Raw genomic sequence first — 17,921 nt, 5'->3', positions numbered from 1 at the left:
AGGAGCTAAATATGACTAAAAGAGTACCTAATGTAACTTTTAAAACTAGAGTTAGAGATGAAAGTATTGGTGGATCTAATCCATTTAGATGGCAAGATGTAACTTCAGCAGATATCTTTGATAATAAAAGAGTAATAGTATTTTCATTACCTGGTGCATTTACGCCAACTTGCTCTACATATCAATTACCTGGATTTGAGAATAATGCGGCTAGATTTAGAGAGCTTGGTATTGAAGAAATTTACGTTTTATCTGTAAATGATAGTTTTGTTATGAATAAATGGATCCAAGCTCAAGATGTTAAAAATATTAAGCCAATTCCAGATGGTAATGGTGAGTTTACACAAGGTCTTGATATGCTTGTAGATAAGTCTAATCTTGGTTTTGGTAAAAGATCATGGAGATATGCTATGATCGTAAACAATGGTGAAATTGAGAAGATGTTTGTAGAGCCTGGTAAGCGTGATAATGCTGAAGATGACCCTTATGGCGAATCATCTCCAGAAAACTTACTAAAATACTTAGAGTCTAAATAGTAATGAAAAAAGTTATTTTAATAGGAGCTTCGGGAACTATTGGTTCTGCAACAAATGAAAGCCTTAAAACAGCGGGATATGATGTTGTTACAGCTAGTTTCTCTGGTGATAAGACTGATTTTTCTGTAAATATACAAGATCCTAGCTCTATTAAAAACCTATTTGAAAGAGTAGGTAGTTTTGATGCTTTAGTTTCTACTACTGGAAAAGTTGCTTTTAAAAATATACAAGAGATTGAGCAACAAGACTGGGATTTAAGCTTAAGCAATAAACTTCTAGGACAGATAAACCTTGTTCAAATTGGCGCAAAGTATATTAACGAAGGTGGTTCGTTTACATTGACTACTGGAATACTAAATGTTGAACCAATAGCTATGGGAAGTGTAGCTGCAACAGTTAATGCTGGTTTAGAAGGGTTTATTAAAGCTGCGACTCTGGAGTATAAAAAATTTCGTATCAATGCAGTAAGCCCTACAGTAGTTGAAGAAGCTCTAGGCAAGTATGGTCCATTTTTTGTTGGTTATAAACCAGTAAAAGCTGAAGAGGTTGCTCAGGCTTATTTAAAATCAGTTGCAAGTATTGCAAATGGTCAAGTTATAAAAGTAGGTTTTAATAATCTTTTCTAAGAACTCTTTAATCAATTAATATTTCAAAATTTATTTAGTAAAATTAGATCTTTGATGTTACTGCTTCAAAAACCTCTTTTATAGATAAGTTTGATGTATCTATAATAATTGCATCATCCGCAGGTTTTAATGGTGCAGTCTTACGATTACGATCTTGAAAATCTCTCTTCTCAATATCTGCCAAGATTTTATCAAAATCAGGATTTAACCCTTTAGACTCTAGCTCATCGTATCTTCTTCTAGCGGTAACTTTTGTATCAGCATCAAGAAAGAATTTATATTTAGCATCAGTAAAGACTACTGTGCCCATATCTCTACCATCGGCGACTAATCCTTGTTCAGTTGCAAACTCTCTTTGTTTATTTAATAAAATATCTCTTACAGAAGGATAGGCTGCAATTTTTGAAGCAAGCATGCCAGTTTGTTCAGTGCGGATTTCTTTTGTTACATCTTCATCATTAAGAAATGCTTTAACAATATCTTCTTCAATCTTAAAGCTGATATTTAAATTTTCTAAAGTTTTTTGTACTTGAGACTCATTTTCAAGGTCAGCATTATTCTTATGGCAGTGAAGAGCTGCTAGTCTATAAATAGCGCCACTATCTAGTAAATTATAATTTAAATATTTTGCTAAAGCTTTTGCTAAAGTACCTTTACCAACACCGCTAGGTCCATCGATTGTAATAATTTTAGAATTGTTCATTTTCAAAATCCTGCATAAATTTAACTAGTTTTCTGACATCTTCAAGAGATACTGCATTATATAAACTTGCTCGACAGCCGCCTACATTACGATGACCTTTAAGTCCATAGAAGCCTTTCTTATCAGCAGATGATAGAAACTTATCAGTTAACTCTTGAGACTTTAGATGAAAGATAACATTCATATTTGAGCGATATTCTGGTTTTATATCATTGTTGTATATTTTTGAGTTGTCTATTGCTGAATAAAGAAGATCTGCTTTTTGATTATTAAATTCTTCAACTTTCTTCAAATTAGCATAGTTTTTAATTAGATATTCTAGAGTAAGCTCAAATGTTACCCAAGAAATAACAGATGGTGTATTATAAACGGAGTTTGATTTCTTAGTAATAAAATAATCAAAAACTACTGGGATGTTTGATTTTTGTTGGATTAAAGAATCTTTAACGATCACGATTGTTAGACCAGGAATCCCAGCATTTTTTTGCGCACCAGCATAAATTAAGCCATAATCAGCAACATTTACAGGTTTTGATAAAAAGCTTGATGACATATCACAGACTAGTTCTGTGTTACATGATTTAGCTAATTTATTGATTTGGAAACCATCTACAGTTTCATTGTCTGTATAGTATATATAGTCATACTTATTAGAAGTGAAGTTTTTGGCTATGTTTTCATCGTATTTAATAGCTGTTACATCAATAAATTTATCAGCTTCTTTAGCTGCTTTCTCTGACCATTGACCACTACATACATATAAAGCTTTATTGTATTTATTTGATAAGTTCATCGGAATAGCAGCAAATTGAGCAGTAGCCCCGGCTTGCATCAGTAGTATCGAATAATTATCAGGAATATTTAACAAGGTTCTTAAGTTTTTCTGTATAGCATCATGAACTTCATCAAAAGCTTTATCACGATGAGATATTGATAATAAAGAAACACCAGTGTCTTTATAGTTGGTCATCATTTGCTGAAGAGTTTGTATAATAGAATTAGGAACTACAGCTGGACCAGCACAAAAATTTATTTTCATTTAGTAAAGTAATGATTAAATATTTTGAGATTAATTGTAACATAAATAATATAGCTAAATACATATAAAAGTAGTATCTAATTTGGGTTATATAAGTTTAATAAAATCCTAAAGAATACCTTTTAATAGAGTTGTTTCTATTTTTAGTAATTAATGTTTTATTTGTTAATTATTAGGAGACATTATTAAGTATTAATTTTTAACCAATCTCTAGGTTTAATATATTCATATATTTTAGCTTCTTCAGAAATTTCTTCTGGGTGCCAATTATATTTCCATGTTGCCATAGGAGGCATAGAAGATAGTATAGATTCTGTACGTCCACCACTTTGTAAACCAAATATCGTACCTCTATCAAAAACTAAATTAAATTCTACATATCTACCTCTACGATAAAGTTGGAAATCTTTATGTTCTTGAGTGTATTCAATGTTTTTTCTTTTTTCTATTATAGGCAGGTAAGCATCTAAGTATGAATTTGCACAATCAGTCACAAAGTTAAAGCATTCATCAAATGATTTGTCATTTAAATCATCAAAAAATAAACCACCAACACCGCGGCATTCATCACGGTGTTTCAAGTAAAAATAATCATCACACCATTCTTTAAATTTGGGATAGTAGCTTTTATCATGTTTATCACAAGCATCTTTAGCTGTTTGGTGCCAATGTATAGCATCCTCTTCAAATGGATAATAAGGAGTCAAATCAAAGCCACCGCCAAACCACCAAATAGGACTATCAGTATCAGCTCCAGCAACAAATATTCTAAAATTAGCATGAGAAGTTGGAACAAATGGATTACGCGGGTGAATAACAAGAGAAACACCTGTTGCTATAAATGATTTACCAGCAAGTTCTTGTCTTTTAGCTGTAGCTGATGGAGGCAAGGTATCGCCATGAACTCTAGAAAAAGCCACTACACCTTTTTCAAAAACTTCCCCATTTTCTATTATCATTGAATTACCGTAGCCTTTAAGTTTTTGCTCAGGAGTGTTTGGTTTTTGCCACTTATCACTTACGAATTTTGCATTATTAGTTTCATACTTTTCTAATGCTGTGGTAATATTTTGCTGAAGTTGAGTTAAAAAATTTTCAAATTTTGAGATTTTTTCTTGCATTACTTTTAACCTTATAATTCAAGCTTGCTATTTTAATAGGATAATAGCAGAGTGGTTAGGGTTAGTTTATAATACTATTTTACCAGTAGGGACATAAAATTGCTTGTAAAAAATAAAGGCTTTGGGGCTAAAGAAACTATAGCATTAGTTATATTTACGATAATTATTGTTTTTTCAATATTTTTTATTTATTTGAATCACAATTATACAACAAGAATCTCTAATGATATTTCAAAACTTAATTTGCTAAAAACTAGAGTAGTTACAGAAGTTATTTATGGGAATGGTAGTGTAGAAGAGCAAAAATCAAAAAATCACTTATATGCTCTTACGAATATATCAACAAATAAAAAATATCAAAATATTAAGTCGCAAAATATTGTTATACGCAATAGTGGTGAAATTATAGCAAAGTTAGATGATAAGTATTTAGGTAGAGGTAGTATAGTTCTGACCCCATATGTTAAATCTAGAGCTAAGGTTGAAGATCCATATATAATCTGGGATTGTTTAATTATAACTGACAGAAATATTCCCCAGTTTTTAATGCCTGATAATTGTATTATTAAAACTACTAAGAATTAAAATTAATTATAGAATAGTATTTTATATGATTGAATCTGCAAGTATTACTTTTTTTGGTGCTCTGCTAATGGTTTAAGAAATGAGTCATTAAATAAAAAATGTTTCCTCGCTTTTATTATTCAAAGACTATTGATTTAATAAATATGTACCATAAAAACAGTAGTCATCCTCGTGCTTGACACGGGGATCTCTTAAATACTAAGGAGATTCCCGCCTTCGCGGGAATGACTTGTCCATTAAATCAACAGTCTTATTCATAAAGAATTTTAGTCAAATATAAATTGCTTTTATTACTAGATATTAGTATAATGCTTTCTTGCTCTTTGCTATGTAAATAACTTTTCATAGCTTATCAGTAAAAACACTTAAAGAAAATGATAAACCGGAAGGAGTTTATAAAAAATGAAACATTATGAAATCGTTTTAATGATTCACCCTGATCAATCAGATCAGCTAGAAACAATGCTTAACAAATATCGTGGCATTATCGAAGAGAAAGGTGGAAAAATTCATAGATTTGAAGATTGGGGACGTCGTCAATTAGCTTATCCTATAGAGAAACTTCACAAAGCACATTATGTATTATTTAATGTTGAATGTGCTACTGAATCATTAGAGAAGCTTCAAGAGTCTTTAAAATATAACGATGCTGTATTACGTCGTTTAATAATCTCTCAGAAAGAAGCTGTAACAGAGCCATCTATAATGATGCAATCAAATGAAAAAGAAGTAATTTAATTTAGGGGTATTTCAAAATGAGTCGTCGTAAAGTTTGCCGTTTCACTGTTGAAGGCGTAAAAGAAATTGATTATAAAGATGTAAATAAGTTAAAGGCTTATATTACTGAAACAGGTAAGATTGTTCCTAGTCGTGTAACAGGTACATCTGCTAAGTATCAAAGACAATTGTCTACAGCTATTAAAAGAGCTAGATTCTTAGCGTTATTACCATACTGTGATCGTCACTTTAACTAATACCGGAGGTTGATTACAATGCAAGTTATTTTAAAAGAAAAAGTTGAAAATCTTGGTGTATTAGGTGATATCGTAAACGTAAAACCTGGTTATGCTAGAAACTTCCTTATCCCTTTTGGTAAGGCTGTTCAAGCTACAAAAGCAAACATTGAAGTTTTTGAAGCTCAAAAAGCTGAGCTAGAAAAAGCTGAAAAAGCTAGATTCGATGCAGCAGTTGCTACAGCTGAGTCAATCAAAGACAAAGTTTATACTATCGAAGCTCAAGCTGGAGATGGAGGTAAGCTATTTGGATCAGTAGGTACTGCAGAAGTTGCTGAAGCTGTTTCTAAAGAATCTGGTAAAGAAATTGAAAAAAGCCAAGTTCGTATGCCAGAAGGTGTTATCAGAACAATTGGTGAATTTGAATTATCAATTCATGTTTATACAGATGTAGATGCAGACATTAAAGTAAATGTTGTAGCTATGCAAAGTTAGTTTTATAATAGTCTAACTAACACATATATCTTAATAAATATAAAAACCATGTGTTAGGCATGGTTTTTTTGTATTTAATATAAGGGTTTTTGAAGTCTATGGATTATCAATTTAAAGCTGCTGAGACTACTTATTCAATTGAAGCAGAAAAAGCAATACTCGGAAATATACTTTTAAATAACCAGAATATTGAGTTAGTTGAAGATTTGCTTTTAATAGAAGACTTTTTTGATAAAAGACATAGAATTATTTATAAGCAAATTAATATTCTAAATCAAGCCAATACACCTTTTGATGTTTTAATTCTAAGTGAATATCTTGCTACGGAAGGACTTCTTGAAGAGGCTGGTGGAGAGGTTTATATTGTTGATCTAGCAGCAAATACTCCATCTGTTTCAAATATTAAAATTTATGCAAACATCGTTAAAGATAAAGCTAAGTTGAGAAGCCTACAAAGTAGTGTAAATGATATAGTCCAGAAAATATATTCAGCTGATTCAAAAAATCCGGATGAGGTTATTGATTATGCTGAAAGTAGAATATTAGATATTGCCAAAGAGAGAGAGACTCTTACAAAAGGTCCTGAATCTATAAAATCTGTTATTCCTAAGCTGGTTGATCGTATGAGTGCGATTGTTGATGCTGGTACCGGATTGACCGGAGCTTCAACAGGGTTTATTGATCTGGATAAAATGACTTCTGGATTACAAAGAGCTAACTTGGGTATTATAGCAGCTAGGCCGTCTATGGGTAAAACAGTACTTGGTATTAATATTGCTCAAAATGTTGCAAAAATATCTGAAAAGCCAGTGTTAGTTTTTAGTTTAGAGATGCCTTCAGAAGATATTGTAACAAGAATGCTAGCAAGCCAAGCTCGAGTTGAAATGAATCTTTTAAAAGAATGTAATCGTTTAAATGATGCACATTGGGTTAAAATTACTAAAGCAATGAAAGATCTTAGTGATATGCCACTGTATATAGATGATACATCTAGTTTAACTCCAGCAGAGATGCGTTCTAGAGCACGTAGATTATATAATGAGCATGACGGTTTATCGATGATTTTGATAGATTATCTTCAGTTGATGAAAATTCCTGGATATGAGACAAATAGGACTCTTGAGGTATCTGAAATTTCAAGATCATTAAAAGCTTTGGCTAAAGAGCTTGATATACCTGTTATAGCGTTATCGCAGTTAAATAGGGCGGTTGATGATCGTAAGGATAAGCGTCCTATGATGTCAGACTTAAGAGAGTCTGGAGCAATTGAGCAAGATGCTGATTTGATCATGTTTATTTATAGGGATGAAGTTTATAATAAAGATAAAGAGGATAATAAGAATCTAGGTGAGATAATTATCGGTAAGCAACGTAATGGGCCTATAGGTGCTGTCCATGTTAGATTTGATGGTCAGTTTGCAAGCTTTGCTAATTTGACTAACGAAAATGATAATATTTTGCCAGGTGATATTGGTTATAATGAATAGCCTTTTAAAAAGATTTTAAAGAGATATTTTATGCAACAAGAAAAAATAAATTTACTTGGTCTTAACCAAAAAGCTATAGAAGATTTTTTTATTTCTATTGGCGAGAAAAAGTTTCATGCTAGACAAGTTTTTAAGTGGATTCACAAGAAGGGTGTTATAGATTTTGATGCTATGACGGACTTAGGTAAAAACTTACGTGCTAAATTAAAACAACAATCAGAAATAGTTATTCCTAAGGTTGTATTTAGTAAAGCATCTAAAGATGGTACACATAAGTGGTTAATAGATGTTGGTGGTAGTGCTGTTGAAACAGTATTTATACCTGAGGAAGGTAGAGGAACTCTATGTATATCTTCTCAGGTTGGATGTACTTTAAACTGTAGCTTTTGCTCAACAGGCAAACAAGGATTTAACAGAAATTTATCATCTGCAGAAGTAATATCACAACTTTGGATTGCAGCTAGAACATTATCAAAAACTAATGGCGAACATGACTTTACTGTTACAAATATAGTTATGATGGGTATGGGTGAGCCATTAATGAATTTTGAAAATGTAGTTCCAGCTATGGATATTATGATGGATGATTTGGCTTATGGATTATCTAGGCGTAAAGTAACTCTTAGTACATCTGGAGTAGTACCAAGAATATATGACCTACTTGAGCAATCTGGAGTATCACTAGCAGTATCATTACATGCTTCAAATGATACTCTTAGAAATGAAATTGTTCCAATTAATAAAAAATATAATATCGAAGAGCTTTTAGATGCATGTAAGTTATATGCAGAAAAAGGTCCTCATAAGCATATAACTTTTGAATATACATTAATGCAAGAAATTAATGATAATTTATCTGATGCTAAAGAGTTGGTTGAATTACTAAGATCTCGTGAAGTTCCTGCTAAAATAAATCTTATCCCTTTTAATCCTTATCCAGGTACTCCTTATAAGAAGCCTAGTGGAAATAGAATCCATAGATTTAAGGAATTTCTGCAGCATGAAGGTTTTGTTACTACTGTAAGAAAAACACGCGGTGATGATATTGATGCAGCATGTGGTCAGCTTGCAGGTGATGTAATGGATAAAACAAAAAGAAAAGAGAGATACTTGAAGAAGATTGGAGATATGGATGAAAATTAATCTTAAAAAGATTATTACTATAGCTATATTAGCAAGTACTTTATCTGCATGTGCAAGTTCAGGATCAAAAACTCAAAATGTTGCGGCTCAAGAGAGTGTTCAGCGCGATCAAAATAAATCAAATGAAATCGTTGATGGTAATACAGCAGAATATGTAGTTCCTGTTACTGAGCAAAAAAAAGCAAATTATAAAAAGGCTACGGAATTATATGCTGAGCTTGCAATTACTTACACTAGCGAAGGTTATTTAGATAGAGCAAAACAAAAACTTATTCGTGCTCAAAATTTACAAAAAGAACATGGTTACAATCTAGCAATTGTTGGGTATGCTGCGGGATATTATTATCAGAATATAGGTGTAAACTCAGTTGCCGAGAAATATTATACAGATACTGTAGATGATCACTCAAAAAATTTTGAAGCTATAAACTTTTATGCTCAATTCTTATGTAAAGAGAAAGATGAATATTCTAAAGCTGAAAAATTATTTGATAAATCATTATATTTATCAAACAATGATGATATGGCACAGACTCTATTTTTATATTCAGAATGTGCATATAAGCAAGGAAATAAAGATCAAGCTCTAAAGCTTATGCAAAGAGCAGATAGGTTTAGAACAAATTATCGATCTGCTAAGCTAAGATTAGCGCAAATGTATTTTGAAAGAAAAGAATATAGGAAATGCTATAAAGTTATTTATAGTATGAAAGATGATAATCAGTTTTTCTATAATAGAAAAGTCTTAGAGCTAAGACTTAAGTTAGCAGAGTATGCTAATAATAGAAGTGAAATAGCAATGATTAAACTTATTCTATCTTCTAGTGACTATAATGATGATGATATGAACCAGTTCTTCTCAAAAGCTGATATGGGAGATATAAATAATGCGAAAAATAAATAGATTTGAAGAGAAAAAAGCTCCAGAAAGGCTACAAAAGATATTAGCAAAATATGGGATTGGATCTAGAAGAAAAATAGAAGAGTTTATTCAGCAAGGTAGAGTGAGAGTTAATGGAAAAGTAGCAACAATAGGTGACAAAGCTACAGATAGTGATAAGATTAGCTTTGATGGAAAGGCTTTGCATTTATATGGACAACCAATGACTAGGCCTAGAGTTGTTATTTATCATAAAAGAGAGGGTGAAGTTTGTACAAGTAAAGATGAGAAAGACAGAAAAACAGTTTTTGACTCTTTACCAAAATTAGCAAAATCCCGTTGGATAATGGTTGGGCGTTTAGATATAAACACTACAGGCTTATTGCTTTTTACTACAGATGGAGATCTTGCTAATAGATTAATGCATCCATCATATGAGATAGAAAGAGAATATGCAGTTAGAGTTTTTGGTGAACAGTTATCTGAAGATACAATCAAAAAGCTTAAAGAAGGTATCCAGCTAGAAGATGGTGTTGCTAAATTTAATCATATAAAATTCTCAGGTGGTGAAGGAGCTAATCTTTGGTACTATGTGACTCTTTCTGAAGGGCGGAACCGAGAGGTTAGAAGAATGTTTGAAGCTATAGGAGTAACAGTTAGTAGATTAACTAGAGTTAGGTTTGGTGATATCATTTTGCCAAAATATATATCTAGAGGTAAGACATTAGAGCTTACTCCTTCAGAGGTTAATAGACTTAGAAAGTCTGTTAAGCTAAAAGAATATTCTTTTCCTAAAAAACTAGTTGATAGATTAGAGAAAAAATAATGAGTTTTGAGAATCAGTTAAGTGATATTTTTGATTTAGATATATGGGAGCTGAAACCCCAATATAAATCGTCTAATCAATTACAAACTGATAATGAGAATAGTAATGTTAATTTAGAAGAAATTACCGTTGACCTTAAACAAAATTCTCTAATTAGTAGAGAATTAGTTTATACAAATAATATTGATAGTAATAAGATCATAAATATATTTATTGAAAATGACCTTAATACTAATTTTTTAAATAATATTGTAGATAATTTATTCTTTAATTCAAAAGTAAGTATTTTTAGAATTCAGTCTACTGATTTTCAGACAGATCTTAATGAAATCAACCTTTTTGAGAAAGACTTTATTCTAGAAGGTAGTAATCTATTAAGTACACAAAATAAAAAACATATATTAGCAAAGCTATATGAGTATGCGGATTTTAAGTCTAGGTAAATCTCACTTTGATGCAGTTATTAGTCTTATACGATTTTCAGATAGAGAGTTTAGTTGGTCAGATCAACAAATTCTAGATTCTATTGAGAATGATTTAACTTTAGGTTTATTTGAAAATGATAAATTAAGGGCAATAGCTATTTTTAATAGTATTTTTGATACAGCAGAGCTTTTATATGTTTGTGTTGATAAATCTAATCAGAATAAAGGTTTCGGCTATAAAGTTCTTAAACAATCTTTTACATATTTGCTAAAGCAAAAGATATCTAAAGTTTTTTTAGAAGTTGATGTTAGTAATCATTATGCGTTAAAGCTTTATAATAAAATTGGTTTCAAAAAAATATCTACGCGTAAAAACTATTATAAGAAAAATGATGGTAGTTATAATGACGCATTAATCTATAAGTTAGAAATAAGCTAGATTAGAGAATATATTAAATAGCCGGAAATTGTGATATATTGTGTAAATGAGACAGCAGGGGGGCTATTAAATAATAGCTGAGAAGAACCCTTAGAACCTGATCTAATTAATATTAGCGTAGGGAGTTTGTTTGGTATATCTTTTAAAAAGTAAATCACTCAAACTTCTATTATTTATTAAATAATAGGAGATTAACATTGGAAAATTTTGGTTATATAACATTAAATATATCATTAATTCTTTATTTCGTACATTTTCTGCCGCAGACTATTCATAATCAGTTTAAGCATAAGACATTCGAAATTAGTCTTTGGACTCACTCTTTGATGATATTTGCAAATGCATTAGATTTGATTTATGCAATTGGTTTTAATTTACAGTGGCAATATGTATTGGTAGATATAATTTTATTGTTTTTTTTAACTGTTCAACAGTTTCAAATTTTAAATGATAGAAGAGAAAAGAAGATATTTATACATACTTTATTAATTCTGGCATTTTTATTATTAATAGTATTAATAATTAATATAGTAAAATTGGATAAAACATATTTATTATGGTGTGGATCAATAAGTGGGGTAATTTATAATATTTATTATCTTCCGCAGATTTGTAAAAATTATCTTCAAAGAGATGCCCAGGGGTTTAGCATTTTTTATTTAGGACTTTTAGCGATTAATATTTTATGTGATATAAATAGTGCTATTTTCTTGAGCTGGCCTATTGTGTCACTTCTAGTCCCTTGTAGTATGTTTGTGTTAGTGTTTATTCAGATACTTCAATATTTATATTATAAAGATATATTTTCAAAGCTACTTTTGAAGAAGGCCCAAAACAAACTGTAAACTTTACTGGAGCTTATGTTAAAATATTTGGTAGTTCATATCTAGTAATTTTAAAATAATAATGAAAAATACATTTAAGAATTTGTTATTGTTGTTTGCATGCATGGTTTTTAGTAATACTTTTGCAGACACTAAGACTAAAGTTTCATATAGCCCATATGTAATAGGTCAGTCATTGGGTAAAATTTCACATAAAAGTTTTAAAGCAATGGATAAAGAGCTTTCAAAACAAGATTTTATTACTGGATTTGATGATACTATTCTAGATAAAAAACCTGACTATAATAAGATATCTGATCAAGATTCTTATGTGGTAGGTATGATTATTGCTGCCAAATATAAGTCAGATCTTAAGAAGTTAATTAAGATTAATAAGAAAAACTCTCAAGAATTTGTTAAAGGCTTTAATAGTGCCGCAAATTCAGATAATGCTAAACTAACGGCACAAAATAAAAAAATATTAGAATATTTTAAAAAATCTGATGATGAGGATGATTAAAAGTAATATTTGATCAATTATTATATTGATAAATAAGCTATGCTACTTTATTCTTAAGTCTAATTAAATATCTATTTTTTTTATAATGCAAAAGCTTAAAGATATTCAAACTCTTATTGAGAATGATATAAAAAATAATAACCAATTTATTATTGATTCTCTTTCCTCAGATGTGGTTCTTATTAATCAAATTAGTCACTATATCATAAATAGTGGTGGTAAGAGGTTACGCCCACTTTTAGTTATGCTTTTTTCTAGAGCATTAAACTACCAAGGTGATAAACATTTAGCTTGTGCTGCTATTATAGAGTTTATACATACAGCAACATTACTACATGATGATGTTGTAGATAACTCAGAGCTACGTAGAGGTAAAGAAACCGCTAATAATGTTTTTGGTAATGCTGCCAGTGTTCTGACAGGTGATTTTCTATACTCAAGAGCTTTTCAGATGATGGTAGGTTTGGATAATATGCAAATTATGCAAATATTGGCAGATGCAACGAATAAAATTTCTGAAGGAGAGGTTTTACAGCTGTTAAATGCGAGAAATTCTGAGCTTACTGAGAAAGATTATACTAACGTTATATATTGTAAGACAGCAAAGCTTTTTGAGGCCGCTTGTGAGTTAGCAGGGGTTATTAGTTTAGATAAAGATAATTATCAAGAACATCAGGATAATATTAAAAGCTACGGTGTTTACTTAGGAAATGCATTTCAAATAGCAGATGATGTATTAGATTATGTTTCGGATGCTGAAAGCTTAGGTAAGAATATTGGTGATGATTTAGATGAAGGTAAAATGACTTTACCAACAATCCATGCTCTTGCTAATATTGATCAACAAAAACAAAAAGTACTGAAAAGAGCTATAGAAGAAGGTCAATATAATGTTGATGAGATTGTAGCTATAGTTAAAAATAGTGGTGCGGTAGAGTACTCATATAAGGTTGCTTGTCATTATGCCGATCTAGCGAAACAATCTATAAATTTTTTGCCTGAATCTGATTATAAAGAAGCTATGGTATTACTATGCGATTTAGCAGTTAAGAGAAAAAGCTAGATTATCATACCAATCTCAACACAGGATTATACACTCTCGCTTTATATTCCATACCTACTTCATAGCTTACATATCAAAAGCTTAAGTTGTGATTAATATTAATTACATTTTTATTGCTAATAGTTATAGTTAGTTCATTACAAGATGAAGTATATTTGTCGAATAATATTTGATGGATTTATAATTATATATTCAAGAAACTTTATTATTCAAAACTCTTAAGGGTTATTTTGAAAGAAAGAGCTTGGTTTGGTCCTATAGCAGCAGGAGCTCTTGTTCCATAAGCTGTATCCGGGGCACAGTATAGGATAACAGTAGAACCTGTTGGGATTTGTGGTATTGCATCTTTCCAGCATTGAATTAGATTTGTAAGAGGGAATGAAACACCTTTGCTAGAATCAAAGCTAGAACCAATTAGTTTTCCTTCTTTGATAGCTTTAAGAGCTTTTTGACTATCTTTTGCATAAACAACACCAGGAGTAGTTCCATCATATGCAATTGTTACTTTGCTATTAGCATTAGGTTTTTTACCATCGCCTTTCTTTATCATCTTATAGTAAACACCATCATTTACTTTAGTAATTCCATCCATCTTTGAAATTTCACTAATTAATTCTTGTGAATTAGCTTTATTTTGCTTAGCAATATTAACCTGCTTTTTGATTAGCTTATCTTTTAAAGCTTGCATATCTTTTTGGATTTGATCTTGAGATATTTTAGGTTGATTATCTTTTAAAGCGTCCTCAAAACCTTCTGCTGCTTTTGTATTATCTATACCAAAGTTTTGATTAGCTATTCCAGAGCCTATTTGGTAACCGACAGTATAACTTGCCTTAGGGTTAATTTTTATTCCATTTGATTCTGTATTGCTATATGCATTAACAGCTAGCCCCATTAATGAGCATGATGTTATAGCTACTATTTTTTTTAGATTCATGTTTTCTCCTTATCTATCTTTGTATATCATTTTTTGAAATATTAAAAAAATCAAAAAGCTCTTTATCCAACATTTGTGATGGAGATATATTTGAAAGAGCCTTAAATATTACATTTTTTCTATTTGGACTATTCTCTTCCCATTTGTTTAGCATATCTTTTATAAATACTCTTTGCAAATTATCTTGAGAACCGCATAAATTACAAGGAATAATAGGAAAGTTTTTAAGCTCTGAATATTGAAAAGTTTCTTTTTCACTAACAAAAGCAAGAGGACGAATTACTATATTTCGTTTGTCATCACTTAGAAGCTTAGGAGGCATTGCCTTAATTGTGCCGTTATAGAATATATTTAAAAAGAATGTCTCGATGATATCATCTCTATGATGTCCTAAGGCAATTTTTGTGATGCCATTTTCTTCGGCAAAATCATATAAGATACCTCGGCGCATTCTTGAGCATAATCCACACGTTGTTTTACCTTCAGGAATTACTTTTTTAACAACACTATATGTATCTCTTTCAATAATATGAAAGTCAACTTCCTTTGATTTTAGATAGTTTGGTAGTACATCTTCAGGAAAACCAGGCTGTTTTTGATCTAAATTAACAGCAATTATATCAAACTTTATAGGTGCTTTTTGCTGTAATAGTAACAATATTTCAAGTAAGCAATATGAATCTTTGCCTCCTGATAAGCAGACCATTATCTTGTCGCCATCTTCAATCATATTATATTGATTAATGGCTTGAGCTGTTTTTCTAAGTATTTGTTTTTCAAGTTTTTTTAAACTTTGTTTATTATTATCAATCATTTTTTTCTAAAAGTTTTTGTTTTAAGTCTGCTGGAAGTTTTTGTAGCCTAGATGTTTTAGCGTTATAGCATGCTAATTTAGCTTTTGCTTTGGTAACTACTTTATCACTACCAAAGATTCTTATTTCATAATCAAATTCAATACTTGCAGCACCTATTTTAGAAATATACTGTGTAACTTCTATTTTATTTGGATGTTGTAAGGCTAATATGTATTTACAACTCTGTTCAGTAATTACTAATTGAATAGAGTTTTCTTTGGCCCAATCCATAAGTCCGGTATTTTCGTATGCCCATGTTGTTCTTGCTTCTTCAAAATAGTCGAAGTATTTGCCATTATTAACATGATCATTCTTATCAGTATCAGACCAGCGGATATTGGTTATAATTTTAAATGGTTTTGAATTCATTATGTTACCTTTGATTAGAAGATATAAGATAGTAGTGGTTTACGAGGAATTTCACAATTTTCTAACTGTACTGAATATTTTTTTGCAACATCAGCTGTTTTGCGCGCATAGTTCTTTAAGAAAGAGTTATTTTTATGGCTACCGCGTTTATATCCGCCGATACCTTCATGATATGCAAGATATAAATCGTAAGTATTTGTTTTGCTTATCCCTGTTTGGTTATGTACATCATTTAGATACCAACCAATGAAATCTACTGCATCGGAGTAGTTTGAGCGTGAAACAAAAGACTGTTTTGTTTGTTTCTTATAATGATCCCATGTACCGTCTAATGCTTGGGAATATCCATAAGCACTAGAAGCTCTGCCTTTAGGAATAAATCCAAAATAATATCGCATAGATGGTTTAGCATCTGCTCTAAATGAAGATTCTTGCCTTACAAAAGCCATTTGGACATTTAGAGGAATTCCCCAGCGATCATATGAGTCAACCATATCATAATACCAGTCAGGATGTTGATGAATAATACTACAAGCATTATTTATATTTTTTGGTTGAGCAGTTGTACAAGATCCTAAGATTGCTATAGTTGTAATTATACCTGTTAATCTGATTATTTTCTTCATTATAAATACCTATAAAAAACACCTACTACTTTATCTTGAAATCTACGCGCATTATAGCGGTTTGAACGTTTCAGATCATTTAACATTATCGAGAATGTTACACGATGATTTTTTGCAGTTAATACATAACCTGATAAAGTCGATACTCCAGAGAGAGTTCCAGTTTTAGCATGAACTTTACCAAGAAGTTTGCCACCCATTCTATAAGCGATAGTACCGTTCATTCCAGAGGTTGGTAAATAATGATAAAATTTCTTGCCAACAGAGCTGTTGAAAGTTTTGGTTAAAAAGTTAACCATAAAGTTTGGTGATACTCGATCTAGCTCTGAAAGACCTGAGCCATCATACATAGTTAGTGCCGATGTGTCTAAACCTAATTCGTTATATATAATGTTCTGTACTGCTTCAGTTCCTGCTTTTATTGATCCTATCCCTGTTTTTTCAAAAGCAACTGTATTTAGAATTGTCTCAGCATATAAGTTATCAGAGCGTTTAAGTGTTTCATCTATTATATATCCTATTGATGCTGATGATGTCTTTATTTGAACGGGGTAGCCGTCAGGGACTTTATTTGCTATAGAGACATTACCATGTTTGATTCCATCACTATTAAGAAAATCTTTTACAGTATCTAGAGTCTTTAAAGCAGGGTTTTTAATTGCTAGTTCAAACATTTTCTCTGCGGCTCTAGATAGGTAACCACTAATATGTATAGTATTGTCATCGTCCATATATATTAAAGTTGCTTTGGAAGAGCTAGTGTATTTAGCAGAGTTATCAATAGCAATATTACTAGCATTACTTAGTTTTATTACCCTTGTAGATAAACTATTTGGATTTTTTGCTAATTTTATAACTGTACAATTTCTATTCATTGTGAAGCTAGATGCAGGCGCACCGTAGCAGAAAGTACTATCTTCTTTTGACCATCCTTGTGGGATGTATGGTCCAGAAAAAACACCAACCAAATAGATATCTCCAGTTATTTGCTTGATACCTTTTTTAGTTTTAATTTTCTTTATAAGTTTTGCAAGTCGAGTCCCAGTTAGAGAGGGATCACCCGAGAACTTTATATACATATCACTATATAGAATATGGTTTTTAACTCTGTCAGATGGATAGTTTACTGATGTTGTAAATCTAAAATCACTAGGAAGCGTAAATAAAGCTGCTGCCATTGTGAAAACTTTGTTATTACTGGCAGGCTCCATGGCTCTATTTTTAGCATAAGAATATAGCTCTTTGCCTGAATTTGTTCTTTGAGCTGCTATAGCAATCTTAGCATCTGCTAAGCCGTATTTTTTCACAAGATATTGAATCTCACCGCGCGCATTAGCTGCAAATGCGCTACTTGTACATATAGTAAAAATAGATAGAGCTACTAAAAACTTAGTTTTTTTATACAAAACTTCTTAATCCGTATAGTTTTTCTAAAACAACATTAACTTCAGATAATAGCATTTTATCTAA

General features: G+C 31.0%; 23 protein-coding genes and 1 riboswitch. Of the genes, 15 read left to right on the top strand and 8 right to left on the bottom strand.

The genetic code is table 11. The annotated features are described in order from the left end of the window. Positions 1-11: 11 nt before the first annotated feature. On the top strand, positions 12-536 hold the full coding sequence (locus F7310_RS05855; RefSeq protein ID WP_072712459.1) for a peroxiredoxin: 525 nt from the start codon (positions 12-14) through the stop codon (positions 534-536). 2 nt (positions 537-538) lie between these two features. Beyond that, the gene (locus F7310_RS05850) at positions 539-1,162 is read left to right on the top strand and encodes a short chain dehydrogenase (RefSeq protein ID WP_072712457.1); all 624 of its coding nucleotides are present in this window, start codon (positions 539-541) and stop codon (positions 1,160-1,162) included. A gap of 43 nt (positions 1,163-1,205) precedes the next feature. Here the strand turns inward: F7310_RS05850 and cmk are convergent, their stop codons facing one another. From cmk to hemF, 3 genes are all read right to left on the bottom strand, one after another. Continuing rightward, positions 1,206-1,865, bottom strand: coding sequence for a (d)CMP kinase (gene cmk / locus F7310_RS05845; RefSeq protein WP_072712455.1), 660 nt, complete (start codon positions 1,863-1,865; stop codon positions 1,206-1,208). Then, positions 1,852-2,904 (bottom strand): 3-phosphoserine/phosphohydroxythreonine transaminase, encoded by a 1,053-nt coding sequence (gene serC, locus F7310_RS05840; RefSeq protein ID WP_072712454.1) that lies wholly within the window; start codon positions 2,902-2,904, stop codon positions 1,852-1,854. The genes cmk and serC overlap by 14 nt, the downstream gene beginning before the upstream one ends. A 185-nt stretch (positions 2,905-3,089) precedes the next feature. Further along, entirely contained in the window at positions 3,090-4,025 is a 936-nt protein-coding gene (gene hemF, locus F7310_RS05835) for an oxygen-dependent coproporphyrinogen oxidase (RefSeq protein WP_072712452.1), read from the bottom strand. Between the two features lie 99 nt (positions 4,026-4,124). On the opposite strand from hemF, the gene F7310_RS10565 reads away from it, so the two are divergent. From F7310_RS10565 to F7310_RS05770, 13 genes are all read left to right on the top strand, one after another. Beyond that, the gene (locus tag F7310_RS10565; protein ID WP_236939853.1) at positions 4,125-4,610 is read left to right on the top strand and encodes a transposase; all 486 of its coding nucleotides are present in this window, start codon (positions 4,125-4,127) and stop codon (positions 4,608-4,610) included. 402 nt (positions 4,611-5,012) lie between these two features. Continuing rightward, the gene (rpsF, locus tag F7310_RS05825; RefSeq protein WP_072712451.1) at positions 5,013-5,348 is read left to right on the top strand and encodes a 30S ribosomal protein S6; all 336 of its coding nucleotides are present in this window, start codon (positions 5,013-5,015) and stop codon (positions 5,346-5,348) included. A gap of 17 nt (positions 5,349-5,365) precedes the next feature. Beyond that, positions 5,366-5,584, top strand: coding sequence for a 30S ribosomal protein S18 (rpsR, locus tag F7310_RS05820; protein ID WP_070083940.1), 219 nt, complete (start codon positions 5,366-5,368; stop codon positions 5,582-5,584). A gap of 18 nt (positions 5,585-5,602) precedes the next feature. Continuing rightward, on the top strand, positions 5,603-6,058 hold the full coding sequence (gene rplI, locus F7310_RS05815; RefSeq protein ID WP_072712449.1) for a 50S ribosomal protein L9: 456 nt from the start codon (positions 5,603-5,605) through the stop codon (positions 6,056-6,058). A 98-nt stretch (positions 6,059-6,156) separates the two neighbouring features. Continuing rightward, on the top strand, positions 6,157-7,545 hold the full coding sequence (gene dnaB / locus F7310_RS05810) for a replicative DNA helicase (protein WP_072712447.1): 1,389 nt from the start codon (positions 6,157-6,159) through the stop codon (positions 7,543-7,545). Between the two features lie 30 nt (positions 7,546-7,575). Further along, a complete protein-coding gene (gene rlmN, locus F7310_RS05805) occupies positions 7,576-8,688 on the top strand; it encodes a dual-specificity RNA methyltransferase RlmN (RefSeq protein WP_072712446.1) in 1,113 nt (370 codons plus the stop codon). After that, positions 8,678-9,592 (top strand): pilus assembly protein PilF, encoded by a 915-nt coding sequence (locus tag F7310_RS05800; protein WP_072712444.1) that lies wholly within the window; start codon positions 8,678-8,680, stop codon positions 9,590-9,592. Before rlmN ends, F7310_RS05800 begins: the two co-directional genes overlap by 11 nt. Further along, positions 9,576-10,394, top strand: a complete 819-nt coding sequence (rluB, locus tag F7310_RS05795; RefSeq protein ID WP_072712443.1) for a 23S rRNA pseudouridine(2605) synthase RluB — start codon at positions 9,576-9,578, stop codon at positions 10,392-10,394. The genes F7310_RS05800 and rluB overlap by 17 nt, the downstream gene beginning before the upstream one ends. Continuing rightward, complete coding sequence (locus tag F7310_RS05790) at positions 10,394-10,837, top strand: hypothetical protein (RefSeq protein ID WP_072712442.1); 444 nt, start codon at positions 10,394-10,396, stop codon at positions 10,835-10,837. The genes rluB and F7310_RS05790 overlap by 1 nt, the downstream gene beginning before the upstream one ends. After that, the gene (locus tag F7310_RS05785; protein WP_072713548.1) at positions 10,815-11,258 is read left to right on the top strand and encodes a GNAT family N-acetyltransferase; all 444 of its coding nucleotides are present in this window, start codon (positions 10,815-10,817) and stop codon (positions 11,256-11,258) included. Before F7310_RS05790 ends, F7310_RS05785 begins: the two co-directional genes overlap by 23 nt. Before the next feature lie 46 nt (positions 11,259-11,304). Then, positions 11,305-11,400: riboswitch (TPP riboswitch) on the top strand. A gap of 55 nt (positions 11,401-11,455) precedes the next feature. Further along, on the top strand, positions 11,456-12,103 hold the full coding sequence (locus F7310_RS05780; RefSeq protein ID WP_072712440.1) for a PQ-loop repeat-containing protein: 648 nt from the start codon (positions 11,456-11,458) through the stop codon (positions 12,101-12,103). 61 nt (positions 12,104-12,164) lie between these two features. Continuing rightward, entirely contained in the window at positions 12,165-12,602 is a 438-nt protein-coding gene (locus F7310_RS05775) for a hypothetical protein (RefSeq protein ID WP_072712439.1), read from the top strand. A gap of 85 nt (positions 12,603-12,687) precedes the next feature. Next, positions 12,688-13,665, top strand: coding sequence for a polyprenyl synthetase family protein (locus F7310_RS05770; RefSeq protein ID WP_072712437.1), 978 nt, complete (start codon positions 12,688-12,690; stop codon positions 13,663-13,665). 205 nt (positions 13,666-13,870) lie between these two features. Here the strand turns inward: F7310_RS05770 and F7310_RS05765 are convergent, their stop codons facing one another. From F7310_RS05765 to dacB, 5 genes are read right to left on the bottom strand one after another with little or no spacing between them, the layout of a single operon-like run. Next, the gene (locus tag F7310_RS05765) at positions 13,871-14,602 is read right to left on the bottom strand and encodes an FKBP-type peptidyl-prolyl cis-trans isomerase N-terminal domain-containing protein (RefSeq protein ID WP_072712436.1); all 732 of its coding nucleotides are present in this window, start codon (positions 14,600-14,602) and stop codon (positions 13,871-13,873) included. Between the two features lie 13 nt (positions 14,603-14,615). Next, positions 14,616-15,416 carry a tRNA 2-thiocytidine(32) synthetase TtcA gene (gene ttcA, locus F7310_RS05760; protein WP_072712434.1) on the bottom strand — a complete coding sequence of 267 codons (801 nt, stop codon included), beginning with the start codon at positions 15,414-15,416 and terminating at the stop codon, positions 14,616-14,618. Then, positions 15,409-15,825, bottom strand: coding sequence for an acyl-CoA thioesterase (locus F7310_RS05755; protein WP_072712433.1), 417 nt, complete (start codon positions 15,823-15,825; stop codon positions 15,409-15,411). Before F7310_RS05755 ends, ttcA begins: the two co-directional genes overlap by 8 nt. A gap of 14 nt (positions 15,826-15,839) precedes the next feature. After that, on the bottom strand, positions 15,840-16,451 hold the full coding sequence (locus F7310_RS05750; RefSeq protein ID WP_072712431.1) for a transglycosylase SLT domain-containing protein: 612 nt from the start codon (positions 16,449-16,451) through the stop codon (positions 15,840-15,842). Next, positions 16,451-17,857: a D-alanyl-D-alanine carboxypeptidase/D-alanyl-D-alanine endopeptidase gene (dacB, locus tag F7310_RS05745; protein WP_072712429.1), complete on the bottom strand. Its 1,407-nt coding sequence runs from the start codon at positions 17,855-17,857 to the stop codon at positions 16,451-16,453. The genes F7310_RS05750 and dacB overlap by 1 nt, the downstream gene beginning before the upstream one ends. Between the last annotated feature and the right edge of the window lie 64 nt (positions 17,858-17,921).

Source organism: Francisella uliginis, from assembly GCF_001895265.1.
In the GTDB taxonomy this organism is placed as follows: Bacteria; Pseudomonadota; Gammaproteobacteria; order Francisellales; family Francisellaceae; genus Francisella; species Francisella uliginis.
Note: the sequence above shows the minus strand (reverse complement) of the source record. Positions and strands in the feature narration are given on the sequence as shown.